Source organism: Micromonospora lupini, assembly GCF_026342015.1.
Classification (GTDB): Bacteria; Actinomycetota; Actinomycetes; order Mycobacteriales; family Micromonosporaceae; genus Micromonospora; species Micromonospora lupini_B.
In genome coordinates this window covers 733,748-751,190 of the sequence record NZ_JAPENL010000001.1, presented here as the reverse complement: position 1 = coordinate 751,190, position 17,443 = coordinate 733,748, and the positions used below count along the sequence as shown (strand labels likewise).

The following is a 17,443-nucleotide window of genomic DNA, read 5'->3' as shown; positions in this document are numbered from 1 at the left end:
ACAAGATGCCAGACCCTTGATGACAGATACAACGACGAGCGGTACCGTCGTGGCGTGGCCCCCCGACCCGTACCGGCCTCCGTGGGACAGCGGCTGCTCGGCATCATCGAGCACTACCGGGCGGACCACGGCGCGTTGAACTGCCCGCTGCTGTGCCGCCTCACCGGCACTGTCGACCTGCGCGCGCTGGAGCGGGCGCTCACCGCCCTGACCGCGCGACACGAGGCGCTGCGGACCACAGTCGTGGGACGCGGACCACGGGTGTCCCAGCTCGTGCACGATCCGCGACCCGTCGAGCTGCGGGTGGTCGACCTGCGCGGCGAACCGGATCCACACGCCGCCGCCGACGCCGCCGTCACCACCGAGCTGGCCACCCGGGTGGACGTCACACAATGGCCGACCCGAGCCACCGCCTGGCGGCTCGGCGACCACGAGGTGATCGTGTGCTTCACCATGCACCACCTGGTCACCGACGCGTGGTCGTGCGGGCTGCTGTTCGAGGAGCTACGCGCCCTCTACGCCGACGCGTCGGCCGAGCTGCCCCCGGTGGGTTGGCAGTACCCGCAGTTCGTGGCCTGGCAGGAGGACCGGCTGGCCGGCACCGAGCTGGACCGGCAACGCGAGTTCTGGCGCGATCAGCTGACCGGGCTGCGGCTGCCGCGCCTGCCGTACCGCGAGCCACCCCCGGACGCCGCCCCGGGCGTGCTGGCCCGCGACCTCGACGCCACTGTCGCCGACGGGCTGCGCGCCCTGGCGCGGCGACACCGCACGACGCTGTTCACAGTGGCCCTGGCCGTCTACTACGCCGTCCTGCACCGCGTCACCGGGCAGGGCGACCTCGCCGTCGCCTCGCTGTTCGCCAACCGCGCCCGGCCGGAGAGTCAACGCACCGTCGGGTTCTGCGCCAACATGGTGGTGCTGCGCACCCGGCTGCCGCCGTTCGCCACCTTCGCGGCCCTGCTCCAGGCGACCCACACGACGACAGCCGCCGCCTTCGCCAACCAGGAGCAGCCCTACCAGGCCGTCGCCACCGGCAGCGCCAACCTCGGCGGCCGGGTCGACGACGTGGTGTTCCAGATGATGGCCGAACTGTCCCACCGCGTACGCGTCGGCGACACCGAGTTCGAGTTGCTCGTCCCCGAGGCGATCGGCAGTCGCTTCGGCACCGAGCTGGCGATAGCCCCGCGCGGCGACGGCCTGCGGGTGGTGCTGTTCCACACGCCACGGCTGGCACCGGCCGACGCCGTACGCCTGCTCGACGGCTACGTCGCCGTGGCGCGGACGATCGTGGGCAACCCCTCCGCGTCGCTGTCGGCGCTGCTGCGCCGCCAGACGAGTAATCCCTGACCCTGGCTGGGCCGGCGGTGACCGTCGGTCACCTCGGTGGGGCGGATGACCAGCGCCCTTCGCCGCGCTAGCCCGCGATCAGCTCGGCCCCGCGTTCGCCGATCATGATGCTGGTCAACGCGGCCGGCGCGCGCAGGGGCACCGGAACGATGCTGGCGTCGACGACCCGCAGGTTGGCCACCCCACGCACCCGGCACCGCCCGTCGACGACCGCGCCCCTGTCGTCCGCCGCGCCCATCCGCGCGCCGCCGACCAGGTTCAACCGGCTGTACGTGGTGGCGCGCAGCAGGTGGTCGAGCTGCTCGTCGTCGCCCACGACCGTGTCGTCGACGAGCGCGAACCGGGCAACAGTCTTGGTGAACGCGGCCTGGTTGGCGATCTCCCACGCGTGCCGGTACGCGTCACGCATCCGGGCGAGGTCACCCTCGGCGGTGTAGAACCCGAGGTCGACCACGGGTGGACTCGCCCCGTCGGCGTCCCGCACCGAGATCCGTCCGCGCGAGGCCATCGCCATGTCGCCGATCATCACGGTGTTGACCTGGTCGACGCCGATGATCCGGTCCAGACCCGCGCCGGGGCCCCGCGACGTGCTCATGCCTGTGAACAGGCTCAGGTAGAACGCCTGGTCGACCTCGTGACCCGGAATGCCGGCGAGCCGCGCGATGAGTTGCGTACGCGGCCAGTCGCCGCCGATCGTCTCCGGCTCGGGAACGACCAGGATGATCGCGCCGGGCTGGTCGATCACGTCCGCGCCCACGCCGGGCAGGTCGACGAGCGGCGTGACGCCTGCGGCGCGCAGCTCGTCGGCCGGGCCGATCCCCGAGCGCAGCAGCAGGGCCGGGCTGTACGGCGAGCCGGCGCAGAGGATCACCTCGCCCGCGTCGATCCGCTCCCCCGCGACCTGCACACCCACCGCCCGCCCGCCGTCGAGCAGCACGCGCTCGACCTCGGCGTCGCCGCGAACGACCAGATTGGACCGCGAGCGGGCGGGGTCGAGGTGGGTGAGTGCTGTGGACATCCGCAGCCGATCGCGCCGGTTCTGCGGATACATCCCGATGCCTACGGCGTCGGGGGCGTTCATGTCCTCCTGGTAGTCGTGGCCCAGGCCGAGCGTGGCCTGCAGGAAGCCGTCCATCGCGGGTGTCAGCTCACCGCGCGGCCACCTGGTGATCGGGACGGGCCCGTCGGCACCGTGGTGGTCCCGGTCGCCGAACTGCTGGTCGGCCTCGAGGAGGCGAAACGCGGGAAGCACCGCCGGCCAGTCCCACTCCGGCAGGCCGCGCGCGCCCCAGGAGACGAAGTCGGCGGCCGGCGCCCGCATCGCGCCCCGGTCGTTGATCTGCGTCGAACCGCCGACCACCCGACCGCGGCGCAGCGGCGCCTCCCGACCGGCGACGACTGTCGCCCGCAGGTCCCAGTCGAAACCGTCCTCGGCCTCCACCGAGCCGGTCCGCAGCGCCTCGGGCGCCGCCGCCCCGACGAGGTCGGGACCGGCCTCCACAAGCAACACGGAACGGCCCGGATCCTCGCTCAGGCGGGCCGCGAGCACCGCGCCGGCCGCGCCCGCGCCGACGACCACGAAATCGTAGCGAAGCATGGGCTCAGCGTAGCCGAATACGCGACATGCCAGGACGCATCACATGTGCTATCCGCGATTCTTCATTAGACTCTCGTGTATGAGCAGAGGCCCGGAAGTCATCCCCACCCTGCGCTACCGCGACGCGCCGGCCGCCGTCAAGTGGCTTGTCGACGTCGTCGGTTTCCGCGCGGAGCTGGTCGTCCCCGGCCCGGACGACTCCATCAGTCACGCGCAACTGACCTGGGGCAACGGCATGGTCATGCTCGCCTCCCAGACGGACGGCAGCGACGGTCGGCTCGTTCTGGACACCGGGCCCGCCGCGACCTATGTGGTGCTCGACGACGTGGCGGCACACTACGAACGGGTCGTCGCCGCGGGCGCCGAGGTCGTGCAGAAGCTCCGCGACGAGGACTACGGCGGCCAGGGCTACTCGGTCCGCGACGCCGAGGGCAACCTGTGGAGCTTCGGCTCCTACCGACCCGGCTCGTCCTGACCGCCGACGGCTGACCCGCCACACGGTCGGCGTCCGCGCGCGCTGGGCCGAACCCACGCCCGCCCGCCGCGTGCAGCCGGCTCAGCCCGCGCGTTCGGCGGGGTCAGTCGTCCAGCAACAGACCGGCCAGTTCGGCCCGGGCGTCGCCGACCGTGCCGTCGAAGGTCGCCAGCCACCATGCCCTGCGGTACCAGTGGTGCAGCGGCTGCTCCCAGGTGAAGCCGCTGCCTCCGTAGGTCTGGATGGCCACCTCGCAGGCGGCCAGCGCGGCCTCCCGGGCGGCGACGTTGGCCGTGAGCACCGCCTGGTCGGCGACCCGGCCCGTCTCCTCGTCGACCGTCCACGCCGCCCGGTAGGCAAGTGACCGGGCCGTCTCGACCTGGCCGTAGCACTCCGCGAGGGGGTGCGCGACCGCCTGGTTGGCGCCGATCGGCGCTCCGAACTGGGTGCGAGTGGCTGCGTACCCGCTGGCCCAGGCCAGGGCCCTCGCCGCCACCCCGACGGCCTCGGCGGCGAGCAGCGCCAGGGCCCGCCGCCGGGTCAGCGCCAGCACGTCGGCGGCGGCGTCCGCGGCCACGAGGATCGTCGAGGGTACGCCAGTCAGGTCAACTGTCGAGACGGGGCGGCTCGGGTCGAGCGCCTGCCCGCCGGCACCGGCCGGTGTCGCCCGCACGGCGGACGCGTCGACCAGGCGCAACTCCACGCCGTACGGCCCGGGCACGGCCACCACAAGGTCCACCGCGTCGACCGCGTGCGGCACGCGGATGGCGCGTCCGGTAAGCGTCCCGTCGGCGGCGACGGCGCAGCCGACACCGGGGGCGCCCGTCGACGTCGTCCCGCCGCGAGCGCCGTCACCCGACGGGCGAGCTGCCGTCGCGGCGGGGTCGATGCCCGACGGGCGACGGGCGGCGGCCACCGCCTCGGCGAGGGTGTCGGGGCCGTTCTCCCAGGCCCAGACCAGCGTCGCGGGAGCGGCGACCGGCCGGCCCGCCGCCCGCAGCGCCGGGCCGGCCAGCGCCACTGTGGCCCACCAGGGTGACGGGCTGCGCGCCCAGCCGAGCTGCTCGGCGAGCAACGCCAACTCGACAGTGCCGAGTTCCTCGTCGAGCCAGCCCAGGTTGGTGACCTCGGTCCAGGGTCGCCTGTCGTCGACGCCCCGGTCGTCGGCGAGGTACTTCGCCGCGGTGTCCCGCAGCGCCTCCTGCTCACCTGTCAGTGCGAAGTCCATCAGGTCTCCCCTCGTCGTGGGCGAGTCGGCGGTCAGTACGACCGGGGCAGGCCCAGTACGCGCTCGGCTACCAGGTTGCGCAGCACCTCGGAGGTGCCGCCCTCGATGCTGTTGGCCCGGCTGCGCAGCATCTGGTGCCGCCAGTAGGGGTCCCAGCCGTCGGGTTCGGCGTCGCCGCCCAGCAACTGCACCGCGAGGGTGGTGAGCCGCTGGTGCGCCTGCGACCACCGCAGTTTGATCACCGACGTCTCCGGGCCGGGCACCCCGGTACGCGCCAGCGCGGCCAGCCCCCGCCGGTTGGTCCAGCGCAGACCCTCAAGCTCGACGTAGCGGGCGGCGATCTGGTCGCGTACCAGAGGGTCGGTGTCCCGGCCTCGGGCCTTCGCGGTCGCGACGAGCCGGCGGAACGCCACGTCCAGCCGGGCGGTGAGGGTGAACCCGAAGGTGCCCCGCTCGTGGGCGAGGGTGGTCATCGCGACCCGCCATCCGTCGTCGACCGCGCCGACCACCGCGTCGAGCGGCACCCGCACCTCGTCGAACTCGATCTCGGCGAACTCCGCCTCGCCGGTCAGCTGGCGGATCGGGCGTACCGTGACGCCTGCCGAGCGCAGGTCCACCAGCAAGCAGGACAGCCCTCGGTGGCGGCGTTGCTCGGGGTCGGTGCGCGCCAGCAGCAGGCAGTGGTCGGCGAGGTGCGCGTACGACGACCACACCTTGCGCCCGGTCACCACCAGCTCGTCGCCGTCGCGTCGTGCGACGGTCCGCACGGCGGACAGGTCGCTGCCGGCCTCCGGCTCGGAGAAGCCCTGACAGAAGATGATCTCCCCGGTGAGGATGCGGGGCAGGTACCAGGCACGCTGGTCGGGCGACCCGCAGGCGATGATGGTCGGCCCGACCATGCCCAGGCCGATGACTCCGATGTGCTCGGTGGCCTCGGCCCGGGCCGTCTCCTCCAGGTAGATCGCCTGGTAGGCCGGGGACAGGCCGCGCCCGCCGTGCTCGGCCGGCCAGGTCAGGCCCGCGTACCCGGCGGCGTGCAGTGCGTGGGTGTACGACCGCACCGCCTCGATGTCGCCCCACCGCCCCTGCGGCGGCGCTCCGTCCGGGCCGGTGCTCACCGGCACCGCGCCCGCCAACCAGGCGCGCAGGCCCGCCCGGAACTCGGCCTCCTCGGCGCTGTCACGCAGATCCATGCGCCGCATCGTACTCGTATCTGGTTTTGATCTGCAGTATCTTGTTTTCACGCGTCCCAACGCCGGAAGGGGTCCTCGATGGCCAGTCTCGCGGACGACGCCGCCGTACGGCAGACCGCGCCCGGCCAGTACCGGGCCCACCTGTCCGAGGACTGGTCGGTCTGGGGGCCCAACGGCGGTTACCTGGCGGCGATCGCGCTGCGCGCGGCGGGCGAGGAGGCCGGGACCATGCTGCCGGTGAGCCTGAGCTGCCAGTTCCTCGCACCGCCGCGCTACGGCGACGTCGACGTCGAGGTCGCCCGGGTACACGGCACCCGCCGCGCGGCCGCGCTGCACGTCACACTGCGCCAGCGCGGCCGGATCCTGCTCACCGCGCAGGTCTGGACCATCGCCGCCGGCCTGCTCGGCCCCGAACGGCGCTGGATGCCGCCACCGGACCTGCCCAAGCCCGACGAGCTGCCCACCCTTGTCGAGTTGATGCGCCGCGACGGCCTGCCGGTGCTGCCCATCTGGGAGCGGTGCTACGAGGTACGGCTGGCCGGTTGGCCCGCCGACGGCTGGCAGCCGCAACGCGACGGCGTGCCGACCATCCGGGGCTGGCTGCGGCTGCACGAGGAGCTGCCCGCCGACGCGGGCCCCTGGCTGGCGGCGGCCCGACTGGTCTTCGCCGTCGACGTGGTGCAGTTCCCGGCCGTGGTGCAGGCGTTCGAGCGAACCACGTTCATGGCGCCGAGCATGGACCTGTACGTGGGCTTCCAGGGCGGCGACGACGGCGTCGGCTGGCTGCTGGTGGAGGGCGAGGCCGCAGCCGCCACCGGTGGGGTGCTCGGCGCGCGCGCCCGCGTCTGGTCCGACAGCGGGCTGTTGCTGGCCACCGGCGGGCAGCAGATGCTCTACCGGATGGCCAGCCCGGTCTGACCGACCCGTCAGCGAATCGCGCGGCCCGTCAGCAACCCGCGCCGCCCCTCAGCGATCGGCGCGGCCCGTCAGCAACCCGCGCCGCCCGTCAGCGGTCAGCGCGGCGGCCGAAGCGGCGCACCGCCACCAGCAGGCAGATCGTGCCCAACCCGAGCACCCACGCGAGGGTCTGCACCACCGGCCACAGCACCGGCCCGCCGCTGGACAGGCCGACAAGCGCCTCGGTGGCGACCGAGAACGGGTTGGCCCGCACCACCGGCTGCACCACCGAGGGGAACGCCGACACCGGCACGAACCCCGAGGAGAAGATGAACAGCAGGGTCGCCGGGCCGGTAAGCGACGGCGGCAGCGACTCCTCGTCACCGGGACCGGAGCCACGCCACAGCGCGATCGCCGCCCACAGCAGGCCGAACAGCGCGATCACCGCGAAGAAGCCGACGACAGCGAGCGGCCCCTCCCGGAACCGGAAGCCCAACAGCATCGCCACACCCGTGGTGAGCGCTCCGATCGCCACGATGCGCAGCACGTCACCGGCGACCCGACCGGCCAGCAGCGCCCCCGGCGCCACAGGCATGGTGCGCAGCCTGTCGACAAGCCCGCCGCGCAGGTCGCGCAGGAAACCGACGGCGCTCGACGGCGAGCCGAACGCGGCGGTGGACAGCACCACAAGCGGGGCCAACCGCTCCAGGTAGTGCTGCCGGTCGCCGTCACCGACGATCCGGCCGAAGACCACGTACTGGGTGAGCAGGAGCAGCACCGGGAACGCGAACGCGTAGACGAGCGCGGGCGGCGTCCGGAAGAACCGGCGAAGGTTACGCCCAGCGAACAGCGAGGCCTGCGTGACGGTACTCATCGGCTCCTCCGAAACGAACGTGCCGCCGCCAACCCGAACAGCAGCCCCAGGACCAGCAGCCAGACGAGGGCCGGCCACACCCTCTCGTCGGCGCCCTCGGTGGACAGCGCGCGCAACGCGTCGACCTGGGCGGAGAACGGCGACAGCTCGACCACCGGTTGCAGCCAGCCCGGAAACGCGTCGACAGGCACGAAGGCGGTGGAGACCGTGGTGAGCACCAGGTACGGCAGGGTCAGCGCCGAGTACACCTGCTCGGGGTCGCGGGCGCCCAGCCCCAGGGCCGCGCAGCCGGCCGCGAGCACCACCGCGAACCCGACGGCCAGCGCGACGAAGCCCGCGGCGCCCGCCGCACCGGCGGTGAACCGGAAACCGACGAGCACCGCGGCGACGAGGATCACCACCACCGCGACGGCGGCGCGGGCCGCGTCCACGACGAGCCGGGCCAGCGGCACCACGACCGCGCTCATCGGCAGTGTCCGGTACCGGGAGATCAGGCCGCTGCGGGCGTCGCCGGCGATCATGTAGCAGGCCGACATGGCGACCAGGGCGGTGGTCTGTACGACGATCGCGGGCGGGAGGAACTGCTCGTAGGCGATCCCGTAGTCGGACATCAGCCGATGAAAGACCACCATGAAGCCGGCGAAGAACGTCAGCGGGAACACGACGGTGAGGCCGACCGACCTGCCCGCGCGCGCCTGCCGCAGGTTGCGGGCGGCCAGGACGGCGAACTGCCGCAGCCCGCTGGCCGCCACCGCCGTGGTGGTGCTCACCGGCCGGCCCCCGCCGCGTCCGCGTCCGCGTCGACGGCCTTTTCCGCGTCGACGGACCCGGTCAGGGAGAGGAACACCTCGTCCAGGGTGGGCCGCCGCACGGTGACGTCGTCGGCCTCCACACCCGCCGACTCCAACCGCCGCACCACCTCGGTCAGCGTGCCGGAGCCGGCGGCCAGCCGCAGCACGTCCTCGTCCTCGGTCAGCCCCTCGAACGCCGCCCGTAGCTGCTCCGCCGCGACCGCCCGCGCCCGCGGGTCCTCGACACGCACCTCGCAGACCGCGCCACCGAGCTGACGCTTGAGCTGGTCGGGGGTGCCCTCGGCGGCGACCCGGCCGCGGTCGATGAGCAGGACCCGCCCGGCCAACTGGTCGGCCTCCTCCAGATACTGCGTGGTGAGCAGCACGGCAGTGCCGCCGTCGCGCAACTCCCGGACGACCTCCCACAGGGCCCGCCGGCTGCGCGGGTCCAGGCCTGTGGTCGGCTCGTCGAGGATCAGCACGGGCCTGTCGACCACCAGGCTCGCGGCCAGGTCGAGGCGCCGGCGCAGACCACCGGAGTACGTCCGCACCGCCTTGCCCGCCACCTCGCCCAGGTCGAAGCGGTCGATCAGTTCGTCCGCCCGGGCGGCGGCCGGTTGCCGGCCCAGCCCGAGCAGCCTGCCGAACAGCACCAGGTTCTCCCGGCCGGTCAGCAACTCGTCGAGTGCCGCGAACTGCCCGGTGACAGCGATGCTGCGGCGTACCTCGGCGCCCTGGGTCACGACGTCGAAGCCGGCGACGCGGGCGGTGCCGGAATCCGGCTTCAGCAGCGTGGTGAGACAGTGGATCGTGGTGGTCTTGCCCGCGCCGTTGGGTCCGAGCAGGCCGACCACCTCACCCGCGGCCACCTCGAAGCTCACCCCGTCGACCGCCGCCGTCGCGCCGAACGACCGGCGCAGATCGCTGACCTGGATCAACTGTTGTGACATCGCACCACCCTCATGCCAGGAATCCCGGAACCATATCAACGCTTGTCTTGGTAAAGCCAGATACGAGAACGGATATCTCACCCCTCGACGGCGCTGCGCCTGCTGCGCAGCCGCTGGCGCGACGATGCCGCGAAGGCGGCGGAGATCCGCCCGACCACACCCGATCCGACACACTCCCCGGCGATGCGCACGCTCGCCTCGACGTCGGCCGCCGTGGCCGTCCCGTGGCAGATCACGCACACACCGCGTACCCCGAGCAGCGCTCCCCCCGGCTCGGCCGCGAGCCCGTCGCGCACCGCCCGGGTCACCCGCCGCCGCCGCTCACGGGCCAGCGCGCCGATGGGCGAGAACTCGCGTACCGCGTCCAGCGCCAGGCCGACCGTGGCGTCCAACGTCCGCTCGTACATCTTCAACGCCACGTCGCCGGTGAACCCGTCGGTCACCGCCACGTCGACCCGGCCTCCGAGCACGTCGTACGCCTCGATCTGGCCGCTGTAACCGGGCATCGTGGCCAGCAGGAGGTGCGCGTCGCGGCGTACCGGCCCGCCCTTGACCGCCTCGTGCCCGTTGGACAGCAGGCCGATCCGCGGTCGGAGCAGCCCCAGCCGCCCACGCGCGTACTCCGCGCCCAGCACCGCGAACTCGACAAGCCACTCCGGTACGGCAGCCGCCGTCGCGCCGATGTCCAGCAGCACTGTCGGGCCGGCGCCCGGCACCGGCAGCACCGTGGCCAGGGCCGGGTTGCTCACCCCCGGCACCCGACCCAGCCGGACGGCGGCCGCGAGCACCGCCGCCCCGGTGTTGCCCGGTGTCACCATGGCATCGGCCCGGCCCGCCGCGACCTCCCCGGCGGCGACCAGGAGCGAGGAGCGCCGCTTGGCGTACGTCGCGGCCACCGGATCCTCGCCCATCCCGACCACGTCCGGGGCGTGCACCAGTCGTACGCCCGCCGGCGCGACGCCGCCGGGCAGCAGCGACCTGATGAGCGCCTGCGGGCCGACCAGCGCGATGTCCACCGTGGTGGCCGCGGCCAGCGCGCCGGCGACGACGGGCTCCGGCCCGAGGTCCGCGCCGGCCACGTCGACGGCCACCCGCAGCCGCCGGTCCGGTGACTCACCCTGGCGCGTCATCACCGCGTCCCGACGCCGAGCCGGTCCCCCGCCACGGACGCCCCGGCAGCAGCGTCCACGACCGAACCGTCGCGGCCCGAACCGTCACGGCCCGAACCGTCGCGGCCCACGCCGTCGCGGTCCACGCCGTCGCGGTCCACGCCGTCGCGGCCCACGCTGTCGTGGCCCGAGCTGTCGCGGTCCGCGCCGTCGTTCGGCGGTGTTGTCAGCCAGTGGCGTAGTGCGGCACGGGCCGGTGGCAGCTCGCCTGCGAAGGCGGCGACCAGGTCACAGTGCTCCGGCCGGCCGGACGCAGGGGCGGCCCCGCCGTCGGCGCGCAGGTCGGCGGCGAGCACCTCCACCCGGGTGGCCAGCTCGGCGCCACGCCAGCCCAGCGCGTAGCCGAGCGCCGCCTCGTCCGCGGCGCTCGCCCGCCCGGGCAGACCGGCGACGACACGGCAACGTCTGTCGATCAGCTCGACGGTGGCGAGCAGCGCCTCGACCTCGGCGAGAATGGCGGCGGCGGCGAACCGCCAGGCCTGGTCGGCGGCCCACCGACCGTGCCGGCGAGCCGCGCCGACCAGGTCGACGAGGCGGGTGAGGAGCGTGCCGAGCGCGGCCACCGCCGGACGGTCGGTGCGGGCGGCAAGCGTCGCGGCGCGGGCCGCCGGGGCCGGGGCGTACGGACGCAGCCGCAGCCGGGCGATGCGCACCAACGGTTGCGGTGGACGGGAGTACGCCTCGGCCAGCACCGGATAGCCGTCGCCGGAGCGGTCGCCGCCGGCGGCGAAGCGTTCAAGCCGCCACTGCAACTGGTCGAGCAGGATGTGCCGGGTGCCGTCGAACACGCCGTAGAGCAGCACGTCACGTACCCGCGCGGCGTAGCCGAACTCCTCGACCAACGCCCGGGATCCCAGCACCGCGCGCCCCTCGCTGACGGCCTGCTCGGCCAGCTCGCAGCAGGCGTACTTGGCCACGGCTGCGGCGTACGCGGCGGCCGGCCCGAGCGCGTTGATGAGGAAGGTGGCCTTCACTGCGGTCGCCGCGACCAGCACGTCGAGGGCCGCCGCCCGCGCGAGGTGTTCGGCTATCGCCCCGAGGTGGACGATCGGCTGGCCGTAGACGTCGCGCTCGCGGGCGTACCGCAGGGCCTGGGCGAGCGCGCCGCTGGCGGCGCCGGAGGCGAGCGAACCGATGCCGCCCCGCGACAGCGCCAGGGTCAGCTGCAGGATGGTCAGACCGTCGCCGGGCGCGCCGACCGGCTGGGCCGGCGTTCCGGCGAACCGTACGCCGGAGATGTCCGCGGCGGCTGCGGGCAGCGTCCGCCACCGGGGCAGGGCCGTCACCGTGTCGTCCCGCTCGGCGAGGAACAGGCCGAAGCGGTCGCTGTCGCCGAGCCGGGCCAGGGTGACCAGCAGGTCGTGCCGGCTGCCACCGTTGATCAGGTGTTTCTCCCCGGTCAGCCGGTACCCCTCGCCGTCGGGGTCGGCGCGGGTGTTCGTGCGAGCCAGGTTGCTGCCGTGTTCCAGCTCGGTGAGCAGCATGGCGGCAGCGCCTCCGCCGCGCAGCACCGTGCCGGCCCGCTCGCGCTGCTCGCGGGTGCCGGCGATGCAGAGCGGCAGCAGGGCCAGCGCGTTGACGCCAAGGGTGATGGCGAGGCTGCCGCTGTGCCCCGCGGCCACCGCGTTGAGGGCGTTGACGTGCACGGCGGTGGCACTGTCCGGGTCGTACACGCAGGCCACGCCGATCTCCCGCAGGTCGGCCAGGACATCGTCCGGTGGGGTGCGGCTGGCGTCGGCCGCCGCGAGCCGGCGCGCGGTGTCGGGGCGCTCCAGGTGCCGGGCGATGGCCGGCAGCGGGTGGATCTGGGCCATCGGCCGTGGGCAGAGTCGTTGCCACGCCGACGTCTCGTCCGGTGTCATCCGGCACCTCACCGTAAATACGTGACAGCAGATACGAGATGCATGTTAGCGGTCGGGGCCGGCCGGATCACCCCCCGAAGCACGCCCTATCGGCGTTCGAACGCGCCCGACCAGCCCGGAGAAGCCCGGAACCGAAAACGAGATCGGGTTACGCTCGGGCCCATGGTGACGGCGGGACTGCTGCTCGCGGCCGGGGCCGGCCGCCGGCTCGGCAGGCCGAAGGCACTCCTGCCCTACCGGGGGCGGCTCCTGGTGGAGCACGCGGCGGCGATCCTCACGGCCGCCGGCTGCCAGCCGGTCGTGGTGGTGCTCGGCGCGCAGGCCGACCAGGTCCGCGCCCGGTCGCGGCTACCCGACGTGGTGCTCAACGAGGACTGGGCGACGGGGATGGGCTCCTCCCTGCGGGCCGGGCTGGCCGCCCTGACGTCCAGCGCGGCCGTGGCAGTCGTGGTCACCCTTGTCGACATGCCCGGCCTCACCCCCGCTGCGGTACGCCGGGTCGCCCGCGACGCCACCGCCGACGCCCTCGCCATGGCCACCTACGAGGACGGTCGACGCGGGCATCCGGTGCTGCTCGGCCGGGACCACTGGACCGGCGTGACCGCAGCGGCGGTCGGGGACCGGGGCGCACGCGACTACCTGCGAGCCCACGGCGAAACCGTACGGCTGGTCCCCTGCGCCGACGTCGCCGACGACAGCGACGTCGACCTGCCCGAACAGGCGGCCCGCCTGCCCGGCTAGGGTGACCTCGTGCTCAGCAGGGTCACCGGGCTGTCCCGACACTTCACTGAGGACAGCCTGCGCGACTATCTCCTGCGACGTTCCGTCCGGCAGGACGACGGCTGCCTCATCATCCGCGGCTACGGCACGCGGCGCGGCGTCCACCAGAAGGTCGCGGGCAGGGCCTGGGCGCACATCGCGGCGTACGCAGTCTTCGTCGGCGGGTACGACCCCGGTCTGGAGGTCGACCACCTCTGCCCGGCGAAGGACTGCGTGGAGCCCACCCACCTGCGCCAGGTCAGCCACGCCGAGAACTGCTGCGACCGGGCGCAGGGGTCGACCTGCCGCAACGGGCACGACCGCGAGATCGACGAGTCGACGGGTCGCTACCGCCGGACGTGTCGCGCCTGCAACCGGGACAGCCAGCGCCGGTGGCGCGAGCGCCAGGCCGTCGAGGTGGCGCAGGCCCGCTCGGCGTGCGTCCCAGGCTGATTTGGCTTCGCCACAGCGGCCGCCCTCGCCCGATTGCACGGGGTAGCGCACACCGAAACCGGGCCGGTGGTTGACGCCCTGGACCTCCTGGTCCTGCCCCGAACAGCTACCAGACCTTCAGAAGACGGCTCTTGACTGACGATCTTGCGAAAACTAGCGGTAAGGCTGGTCAGAGGGCCTGTGGAAGCGATTGCCGGGGTGGAGAGTGTAGCGAGGGTCGGGGCGTACGGCCGTTTCATCGGCCCGCCTGCCGTCGAGAGCCTGGAGCGATTCTTCTTTCTCGACGACGTAGACCGCAAGCTGGTGCGGGCGGGACGCGGCGCGGTCAACCGGTTGGGGTTCGGGCTTCAAAGACCGGTTCGCAGCCGCTGTGCGAGCAGTGGGCTGGCTGCGGCGGGATCGATGTCGCAGACCAACAGACCGGGCTTGCCGTACGGCTGGAAGTCGAGCAGCGTGCCGTCCGGCCGTACGACGGCGGATGTCGTGGGTGAGCCGGGGCTCGCGCAGTTGACAGCGGCGAAGTAACAGCCGTTCTCCGCGGCGCGACAGAGGAATGCCTTCTCGTGGAAGGAGTTCCTCGGGTCGGCGAACTCGGTGGGCTGGAACGATCCGGGCTCGGCTTCGCTGTAGTGCGGGTGGAACACCAACTGCGCTCCGTTGCGTACCGCCCAGCGCACGGTCTCCGGGTAGCGGAAGCCTTCGTGGCAGATCGTGATGCCGAAGCGGACGCCGTCGACGTCGAACACCCGCCGCCCGTTGCCCGGTTCGTAGGTGGCATCCTCGTCCGGATCAAGCTGCTCCTTGTCCTGGTGCCCCACCACATTGCCATCCGGCCCCAGCACGAGCACGGTCAGCCGCCGCTTGTCCGACACGTACCGCTCGGTGCCGAGCACCACGTGGATCCGGCTCTCGCCCGCAACCCGGGCGATGCGCCCGTGCGCGGCCGCCAGGAACTCGGCGGTCACCGGCTTACGCATCTGCGGCGGCCAGGGGTAACCCGGCACGTACGCCTCCGGAAAGCACACGATGCGCGCGCCCGCCTCGGCGGCGGCCCGCACCGTGCGTTCGGCCTGCACCACCGAGTCCTCTGGGCTCTCCGGAATCTCGACGTTGGCGAGCGCGATGCGAAGGCTTGGCATGGCAGTCATTCTGCTCTACGAGCCGGGCCGATATTCCCGGCGGGCCACACCACAGCCCCCACCTCCGGCGTAGCGGACGGTAGCGCCGACGACCCCGACCCGCGCACAACGGCGGGGGTGACGCCCCTGCACTCTGCGGTGTGGCGGGGAGCCGGGACCACCGTCATCGAGACACTTATCGCCGCCGGGCCCGTCAACGCCCGGATCACCGATCCATCGGGGCTCAAGGTGCCGTTACCGGCACCCCTGAACGGTCGACAGGACCTGGCTGCTCCGGCTTTGTTCCGCTCCCTGCGCAACAGCAGCGCCTACCGGGGCGACCTGCTCGCGTTCGCCGCCCACCACGACGCCGGCCCCGGCGAGCTGACCACCGCACCGGTGCGCGCGTACCTGGCCGAGACCGCCGGGCTGGCTCCGGCCCCCCGTAAGCGCAAGCGGGCCGCTGTCCTACGACGCCGCCCAGCACCGCTGGACCGGCTACTGCACCGCCGCCGGTGTCGACCTCGACATCCACCAGCTGCGCCACGCCCACACCACCGAAGTGACCAGCGCCGGAGTGTCCATCGAGGCCGTCCGCCGCCGCCTCGGCACGCCTCCACCGAGACCACCCAGCTGTACACCCTGCTCGACGACAAGGTAGCCGACGCCGAGATCCGCGCCGCCCGCCGACGCCGCGACTGGCCCTCTGACCAGCCTTGCCGCTAGTTTTCCCAAGATCGTTAGTCAAGGCCCCCGAAGGCCGACCTTGGCGTCCGACCGTAGTTGTTGATCCTGTCGAACCATCAGGTTCGACCTTTGGCGAGCATCTCGACGATTGCGGTGGTGGAGCCGGTCTGGCCGAGGAGCGGGAAGATGCGTTCGACGCTGTTGCGGTGCGCCTCTATAGCAAGATCGGCCATGGCGTCGGTCGCCAGCGTGACGTGGTAACCGTGTTCGTAGGCGGCACGGGCTGTTGATTCCACGCCGATGCTGGTGGTGAGCCCGGCCAGCACGATTTGTGTGACGCCGCGGCGGCGGAGTTGCAGGTCGAGGTCGGTTCCGTGGAAGGCGCTCCACGTGCGCTTGGTGACTGTGATGTCGTCTGGGTGGCCGGCCAGGTCATCGACGATGTCATCCCAGCCTTCGGGCAACGAGCCGCGGTGATTGGGTGCCTCGGTCCGGCCTGGAGCGGCATCCGATCCGTCCGCACGGGCTGTGACGCGTACCAGGGCGACCGGGGCGCCGTGTTCGTGGAAAGCGCGGGCCAGTTCGACAGCACGGCCCACCACTTCGGTGCCGGAGTATGGGGTCGTAGGAGCACTGACGAGGGCGTTTTGCAAGTCGATGATGACAAGTGCGCAGGACGAGTCGAAGGCAGTGACGGGCATGAACGGCACCTTTCTGGGTCGGGCGACTCAACTGTGGAGTCTCATGCGTGGCTCGGGGCCGGTTCCGGCTGGTGCTTTTTGGTGCGGTCGCGTCGGGGAAGCAGGAGTGGAGTGGTCAGCATCAGAAGACCGGCGATCGCGATCGCGGTGCGCGGGCTGGTGACGGTGGCCAGCAAGCCCCACATGGCAGTCAGGGCGGCGATGGTGGCGTTGCTGGTGACCGACCACGCGGACAGGGCGCGGGCGACTCTGTCCGTTCGGGTCTGCTCAAGTCGGTAGGTGGCGAACACCGGGTTGAACACGCCCATGCAGGCGACCAGACCGAACTGGACGGCGATGACGAGAACAAGCCCGGCGGTGCCGGGGCCGACGAAGGTGAGCCCGAGCGGCCAGCAGGCGCGTAGTGCGCCGGCGGTGAGCAGGATCTTGTGTTGGCCGAACCGGCTGACGAGCGGCTGGGCCAGGCGTGAGCCGATCAGCCCGCCGATGCACGGTGCGCCGAAGGCGAGGCCGTACTGCCAGGGCGCGAACCCGAGCCGGTCGAGCATGAGGATGGCAAGCAGCGGTGAGGTCGCCATGATCAGGCCGTTGACCAGGACCGTGTTGAAGAACAGCGGGCGCAGCGCCGGGTGGGTCAGGATGTAGCGCCATCCGTCGAGCAGATCGCCGGCTCGCAGCCGTGGGCCGCCGGATCGGTCGGGACGCGGCTCCCGTCCTCCGATCGCCCGGATACTCAGTGCCGAGAGCAGGTAGCTGACCGCATCAACCGCCACGGTTGTCACCGGACCGAACAGCCCGATCGCGGCATTGCCGAGCGGCGGCCCCACCACAGTGGCGGTCCAGGTGGTGGCCTCGAACCGGCCGTTCGCGACGAGCAGGTCCGCCCGCGGGATCAGGGTCTTCAGGTAGGCGCCGCTGGCCGCTTTGAAGGTGATGTCGGACGCGGCGGCAACAATCGATACGACCACGAGTTGAGTGAAGGTCAACCAGCCGAGCGCGAACGCGGCGGGAACGCTCATCAGTGCGGCGAACCGGATCAGGTCCATCGTCACCATCACCGGCCGCTTCCGGCGAAACTCCACCCACGGGCCGAGCGGCACCGCGACGACCGCACCGATGGCCAGTCCCGCCGCCGACAGCAGCGACACCTCGATCGGGCCGACGTGTAGCACCAGGATCGCGATCAGGGGGAACGCGCCGAACCCGAGCCACGTGCCGAACGTGCTCGCCGTGTACGCCGTCCAGAGCCACCTGAACTGCCGCCCCAGCGATCTTTCAGTCACCACCCCAGTGGCCTCGCAATCTCAGAAGAACAACCTGTAGTTGATGGCTGAGATCCAAT

At 72.5% G+C, this 17,443-nt stretch carries 17 protein-coding genes; 6 read left to right on the top strand and 11 right to left on the bottom strand.

The window, feature by feature from the left end; translation table 11 throughout:
- Positions 1-54: 54 nt before the first annotated feature.
- Positions 55-1,347 (top strand): condensation domain-containing protein, encoded by a 1,293-nt coding sequence (locus OOJ91_RS03495; protein WP_266242326.1) that lies wholly within the window; start codon positions 55-57, stop codon positions 1,345-1,347.
- Between the two features lie 67 nt (positions 1,348-1,414).
- Here the strand turns inward: OOJ91_RS03495 and OOJ91_RS03490 are convergent, their stop codons facing one another.
- Positions 1,415-2,944, bottom strand: a complete 1,530-nt coding sequence (locus OOJ91_RS03490) for a GMC family oxidoreductase (protein WP_266242325.1) — start codon at positions 2,942-2,944, stop codon at positions 1,415-1,417.
- A 79-nt stretch (positions 2,945-3,023) separates the two neighbouring features.
- Here OOJ91_RS03490 and OOJ91_RS03485 point away from each other — a divergent pair, with 79 nt between their 5' ends.
- Positions 3,024-3,419 carry a VOC family protein gene (locus OOJ91_RS03485; RefSeq protein ID WP_266242324.1) on the top strand — a complete coding sequence of 132 codons (396 nt, stop codon included), beginning with the start codon at positions 3,024-3,026 and terminating at the stop codon, positions 3,417-3,419.
- 103 nt (positions 3,420-3,522) lie between these two features.
- On the opposite strand, the gene OOJ91_RS03480 is transcribed toward OOJ91_RS03485, so the two are convergent.
- Both OOJ91_RS03480 and OOJ91_RS03475 read right to left on the bottom strand, forming a co-directional pair.
- The gene (locus OOJ91_RS03480; protein WP_266242323.1) at positions 3,523-4,647 is read right to left on the bottom strand and encodes an acyl-CoA dehydrogenase; all 1,125 of its coding nucleotides are present in this window, start codon (positions 4,645-4,647) and stop codon (positions 3,523-3,525) included.
- 32 nt (positions 4,648-4,679) lie between these two features.
- Positions 4,680-5,840 carry an acyl-CoA dehydrogenase family protein gene (locus OOJ91_RS03475; protein ID WP_266242322.1) on the bottom strand — a complete coding sequence of 387 codons (1,161 nt, stop codon included), beginning with the start codon at positions 5,838-5,840 and terminating at the stop codon, positions 4,680-4,682.
- A 78-nt stretch (positions 5,841-5,918) separates the two neighbouring features.
- Here OOJ91_RS03475 and OOJ91_RS03470 point away from each other — a divergent pair, with 78 nt between their 5' ends.
- Positions 5,919-6,758 carry an acyl-CoA thioesterase gene (locus OOJ91_RS03470; RefSeq protein ID WP_266242320.1) on the top strand — a complete coding sequence of 280 codons (840 nt, stop codon included), beginning with the start codon at positions 5,919-5,921 and terminating at the stop codon, positions 6,756-6,758.
- 88 nt (positions 6,759-6,846) lie between these two features.
- On the opposite strand, the gene OOJ91_RS03465 is transcribed toward OOJ91_RS03470, so the two are convergent.
- From OOJ91_RS03465 to OOJ91_RS03445, 5 genes are all read right to left on the bottom strand, one after another.
- Positions 6,847-7,611 (bottom strand): ABC transporter permease, encoded by a 765-nt coding sequence (locus OOJ91_RS03465; RefSeq protein WP_266242317.1) that lies wholly within the window; start codon positions 7,609-7,611, stop codon positions 6,847-6,849.
- Entirely contained in the window at positions 7,608-8,381 is a 774-nt protein-coding gene (locus OOJ91_RS03460; RefSeq protein WP_266242314.1) for an ABC transporter permease, read from the bottom strand. Before OOJ91_RS03460 ends, OOJ91_RS03465 begins: the two co-directional genes overlap by 4 nt.
- Positions 8,378-9,352 (bottom strand): ATP-binding cassette domain-containing protein, encoded by a 975-nt coding sequence (locus OOJ91_RS03455; RefSeq protein ID WP_266242311.1) that lies wholly within the window; start codon positions 9,350-9,352, stop codon positions 8,378-8,380. The genes OOJ91_RS03460 and OOJ91_RS03455 overlap by 4 nt, the downstream gene beginning before the upstream one ends.
- A 77-nt stretch (positions 9,353-9,429) precedes the next feature.
- Positions 9,430-10,482 carry a phosphate acyltransferase PlsX gene (locus OOJ91_RS03450; protein ID WP_266242308.1) on the bottom strand — a complete coding sequence of 351 codons (1,053 nt, stop codon included), beginning with the start codon at positions 10,480-10,482 and terminating at the stop codon, positions 9,430-9,432.
- Entirely contained in the window at positions 10,482-12,383 is a 1,902-nt protein-coding gene (locus tag OOJ91_RS03445; RefSeq protein WP_266242305.1) for an acyl-CoA dehydrogenase family protein, read from the bottom strand. The genes OOJ91_RS03450 and OOJ91_RS03445 overlap by 1 nt, the downstream gene beginning before the upstream one ends.
- A gap of 162 nt (positions 12,384-12,545) precedes the next feature.
- Between OOJ91_RS03445 and OOJ91_RS03440 the strand changes: the two genes are divergently transcribed.
- The gene (locus OOJ91_RS03440; RefSeq protein ID WP_266242302.1) at positions 12,546-13,124 is read left to right on the top strand and encodes a nucleotidyltransferase family protein; all 579 of its coding nucleotides are present in this window, start codon (positions 12,546-12,548) and stop codon (positions 13,122-13,124) included.
- A 9-nt stretch (positions 13,125-13,133) separates the two neighbouring features.
- Positions 13,134-13,595 carry an HNH endonuclease gene (locus OOJ91_RS03435; RefSeq protein ID WP_266242300.1) on the top strand — a complete coding sequence of 154 codons (462 nt, stop codon included), beginning with the start codon at positions 13,134-13,136 and terminating at the stop codon, positions 13,593-13,595.
- A 347-nt stretch (positions 13,596-13,942) separates the two neighbouring features.
- On the opposite strand, the gene OOJ91_RS03430 is transcribed toward OOJ91_RS03435, so the two are convergent.
- Positions 13,943-14,734: a carbon-nitrogen hydrolase family protein gene (locus OOJ91_RS03430; RefSeq protein WP_266242297.1), complete on the bottom strand. Its 792-nt coding sequence runs from the start codon at positions 14,732-14,734 to the stop codon at positions 13,943-13,945.
- Between the two features lie 117 nt (positions 14,735-14,851).
- Here OOJ91_RS03430 and OOJ91_RS03425 point away from each other — a divergent pair, with 117 nt between their 5' ends.
- Positions 14,852-15,439: a hypothetical protein gene (locus tag OOJ91_RS03425; RefSeq protein ID WP_266242295.1), complete on the top strand. Its 588-nt coding sequence runs from the start codon at positions 14,852-14,854 to the stop codon at positions 15,437-15,439.
- A gap of 77 nt (positions 15,440-15,516) precedes the next feature.
- Here the strand turns inward: OOJ91_RS03425 and OOJ91_RS03420 are convergent, their stop codons facing one another.
- Complete coding sequence (locus OOJ91_RS03420) at positions 15,517-16,101, bottom strand: isochorismatase family protein (protein ID WP_266242293.1); 585 nt, start codon at positions 16,099-16,101, stop codon at positions 15,517-15,519.
- Positions 16,102-16,142: 41 nt separating this feature from the next.
- A complete protein-coding gene (locus OOJ91_RS03415) occupies positions 16,143-17,384 on the bottom strand; it encodes an MFS transporter (protein ID WP_266242291.1) in 1,242 nt (413 codons plus the stop codon).
- Positions 17,385-17,443 lie beyond the last annotated feature (59 nt).

What these genes read in the sequence shown, in the direction of transcription:
- OOJ91_RS03430 (WP_266242297.1), bottom strand. Translation starts at nt 14,734, where the DNA reads ATGCCAAGCCTTCGCATCGCGCTCGCCAACGTCGAGATTCCGGAGAGC.
- OOJ91_RS03490 (WP_266242325.1), bottom strand. Translation starts at nt 2,944, where the DNA reads ATGCTTCGCTACGATTTCGTGGTCGTCGGCGCGGGCGCGGCCGGCGCG.
- OOJ91_RS03465 (WP_266242317.1), bottom strand. Translation starts at nt 7,611, where the DNA reads ATGAGTACCGTCACGCAGGCCTCGCTGTTCGCTGGGCGTAACCTTCGC.
- OOJ91_RS03470 (WP_266242320.1), top strand. Translation starts at nt 5,919, where the DNA reads ATGGCCAGTCTCGCGGACGACGCCGCCGTACGGCAGACCGCGCCCGGC.
- OOJ91_RS03445 (WP_266242305.1), bottom strand. Translation starts at nt 12,383, where the DNA reads ATGACACCGGACGAGACGTCGGCGTGGCAACGACTCTGCCCACGGCCG.
- OOJ91_RS03485 (WP_266242324.1), top strand. Translation starts at nt 3,024, where the DNA reads ATGAGCAGAGGCCCGGAAGTCATCCCCACCCTGCGCTACCGCGACGCG.
- OOJ91_RS03455 (WP_266242311.1), bottom strand. Translation starts at nt 9,352, where the DNA reads ATGTCACAACAGTTGATCCAGGTCAGCGATCTGCGCCGGTCGTTCGGC.
- OOJ91_RS03420 (WP_266242293.1), bottom strand. Translation starts at nt 16,101, where the DNA reads ATGCCCGTCACTGCCTTCGACTCGTCCTGCGCACTTGTCATCATCGAC.
- OOJ91_RS03480 (WP_266242323.1), bottom strand. Translation starts at nt 4,647, where the DNA reads ATGGACTTCGCACTGACAGGTGAGCAGGAGGCGCTGCGGGACACCGCG.
- OOJ91_RS03450 (WP_266242308.1), bottom strand. Translation starts at nt 10,482, where the DNA reads ATGACGCGCCAGGGTGAGTCACCGGACCGGCGGCTGCGGGTGGCCGTC.
- OOJ91_RS03440 (WP_266242302.1), top strand. Translation starts at nt 12,546, where the DNA reads ATGGTGACGGCGGGACTGCTGCTCGCGGCCGGGGCCGGCCGCCGGCTC.
- OOJ91_RS03475 (WP_266242322.1), bottom strand. Translation starts at nt 5,840, where the DNA reads ATGGATCTGCGTGACAGCGCCGAGGAGGCCGAGTTCCGGGCGGGCCTG.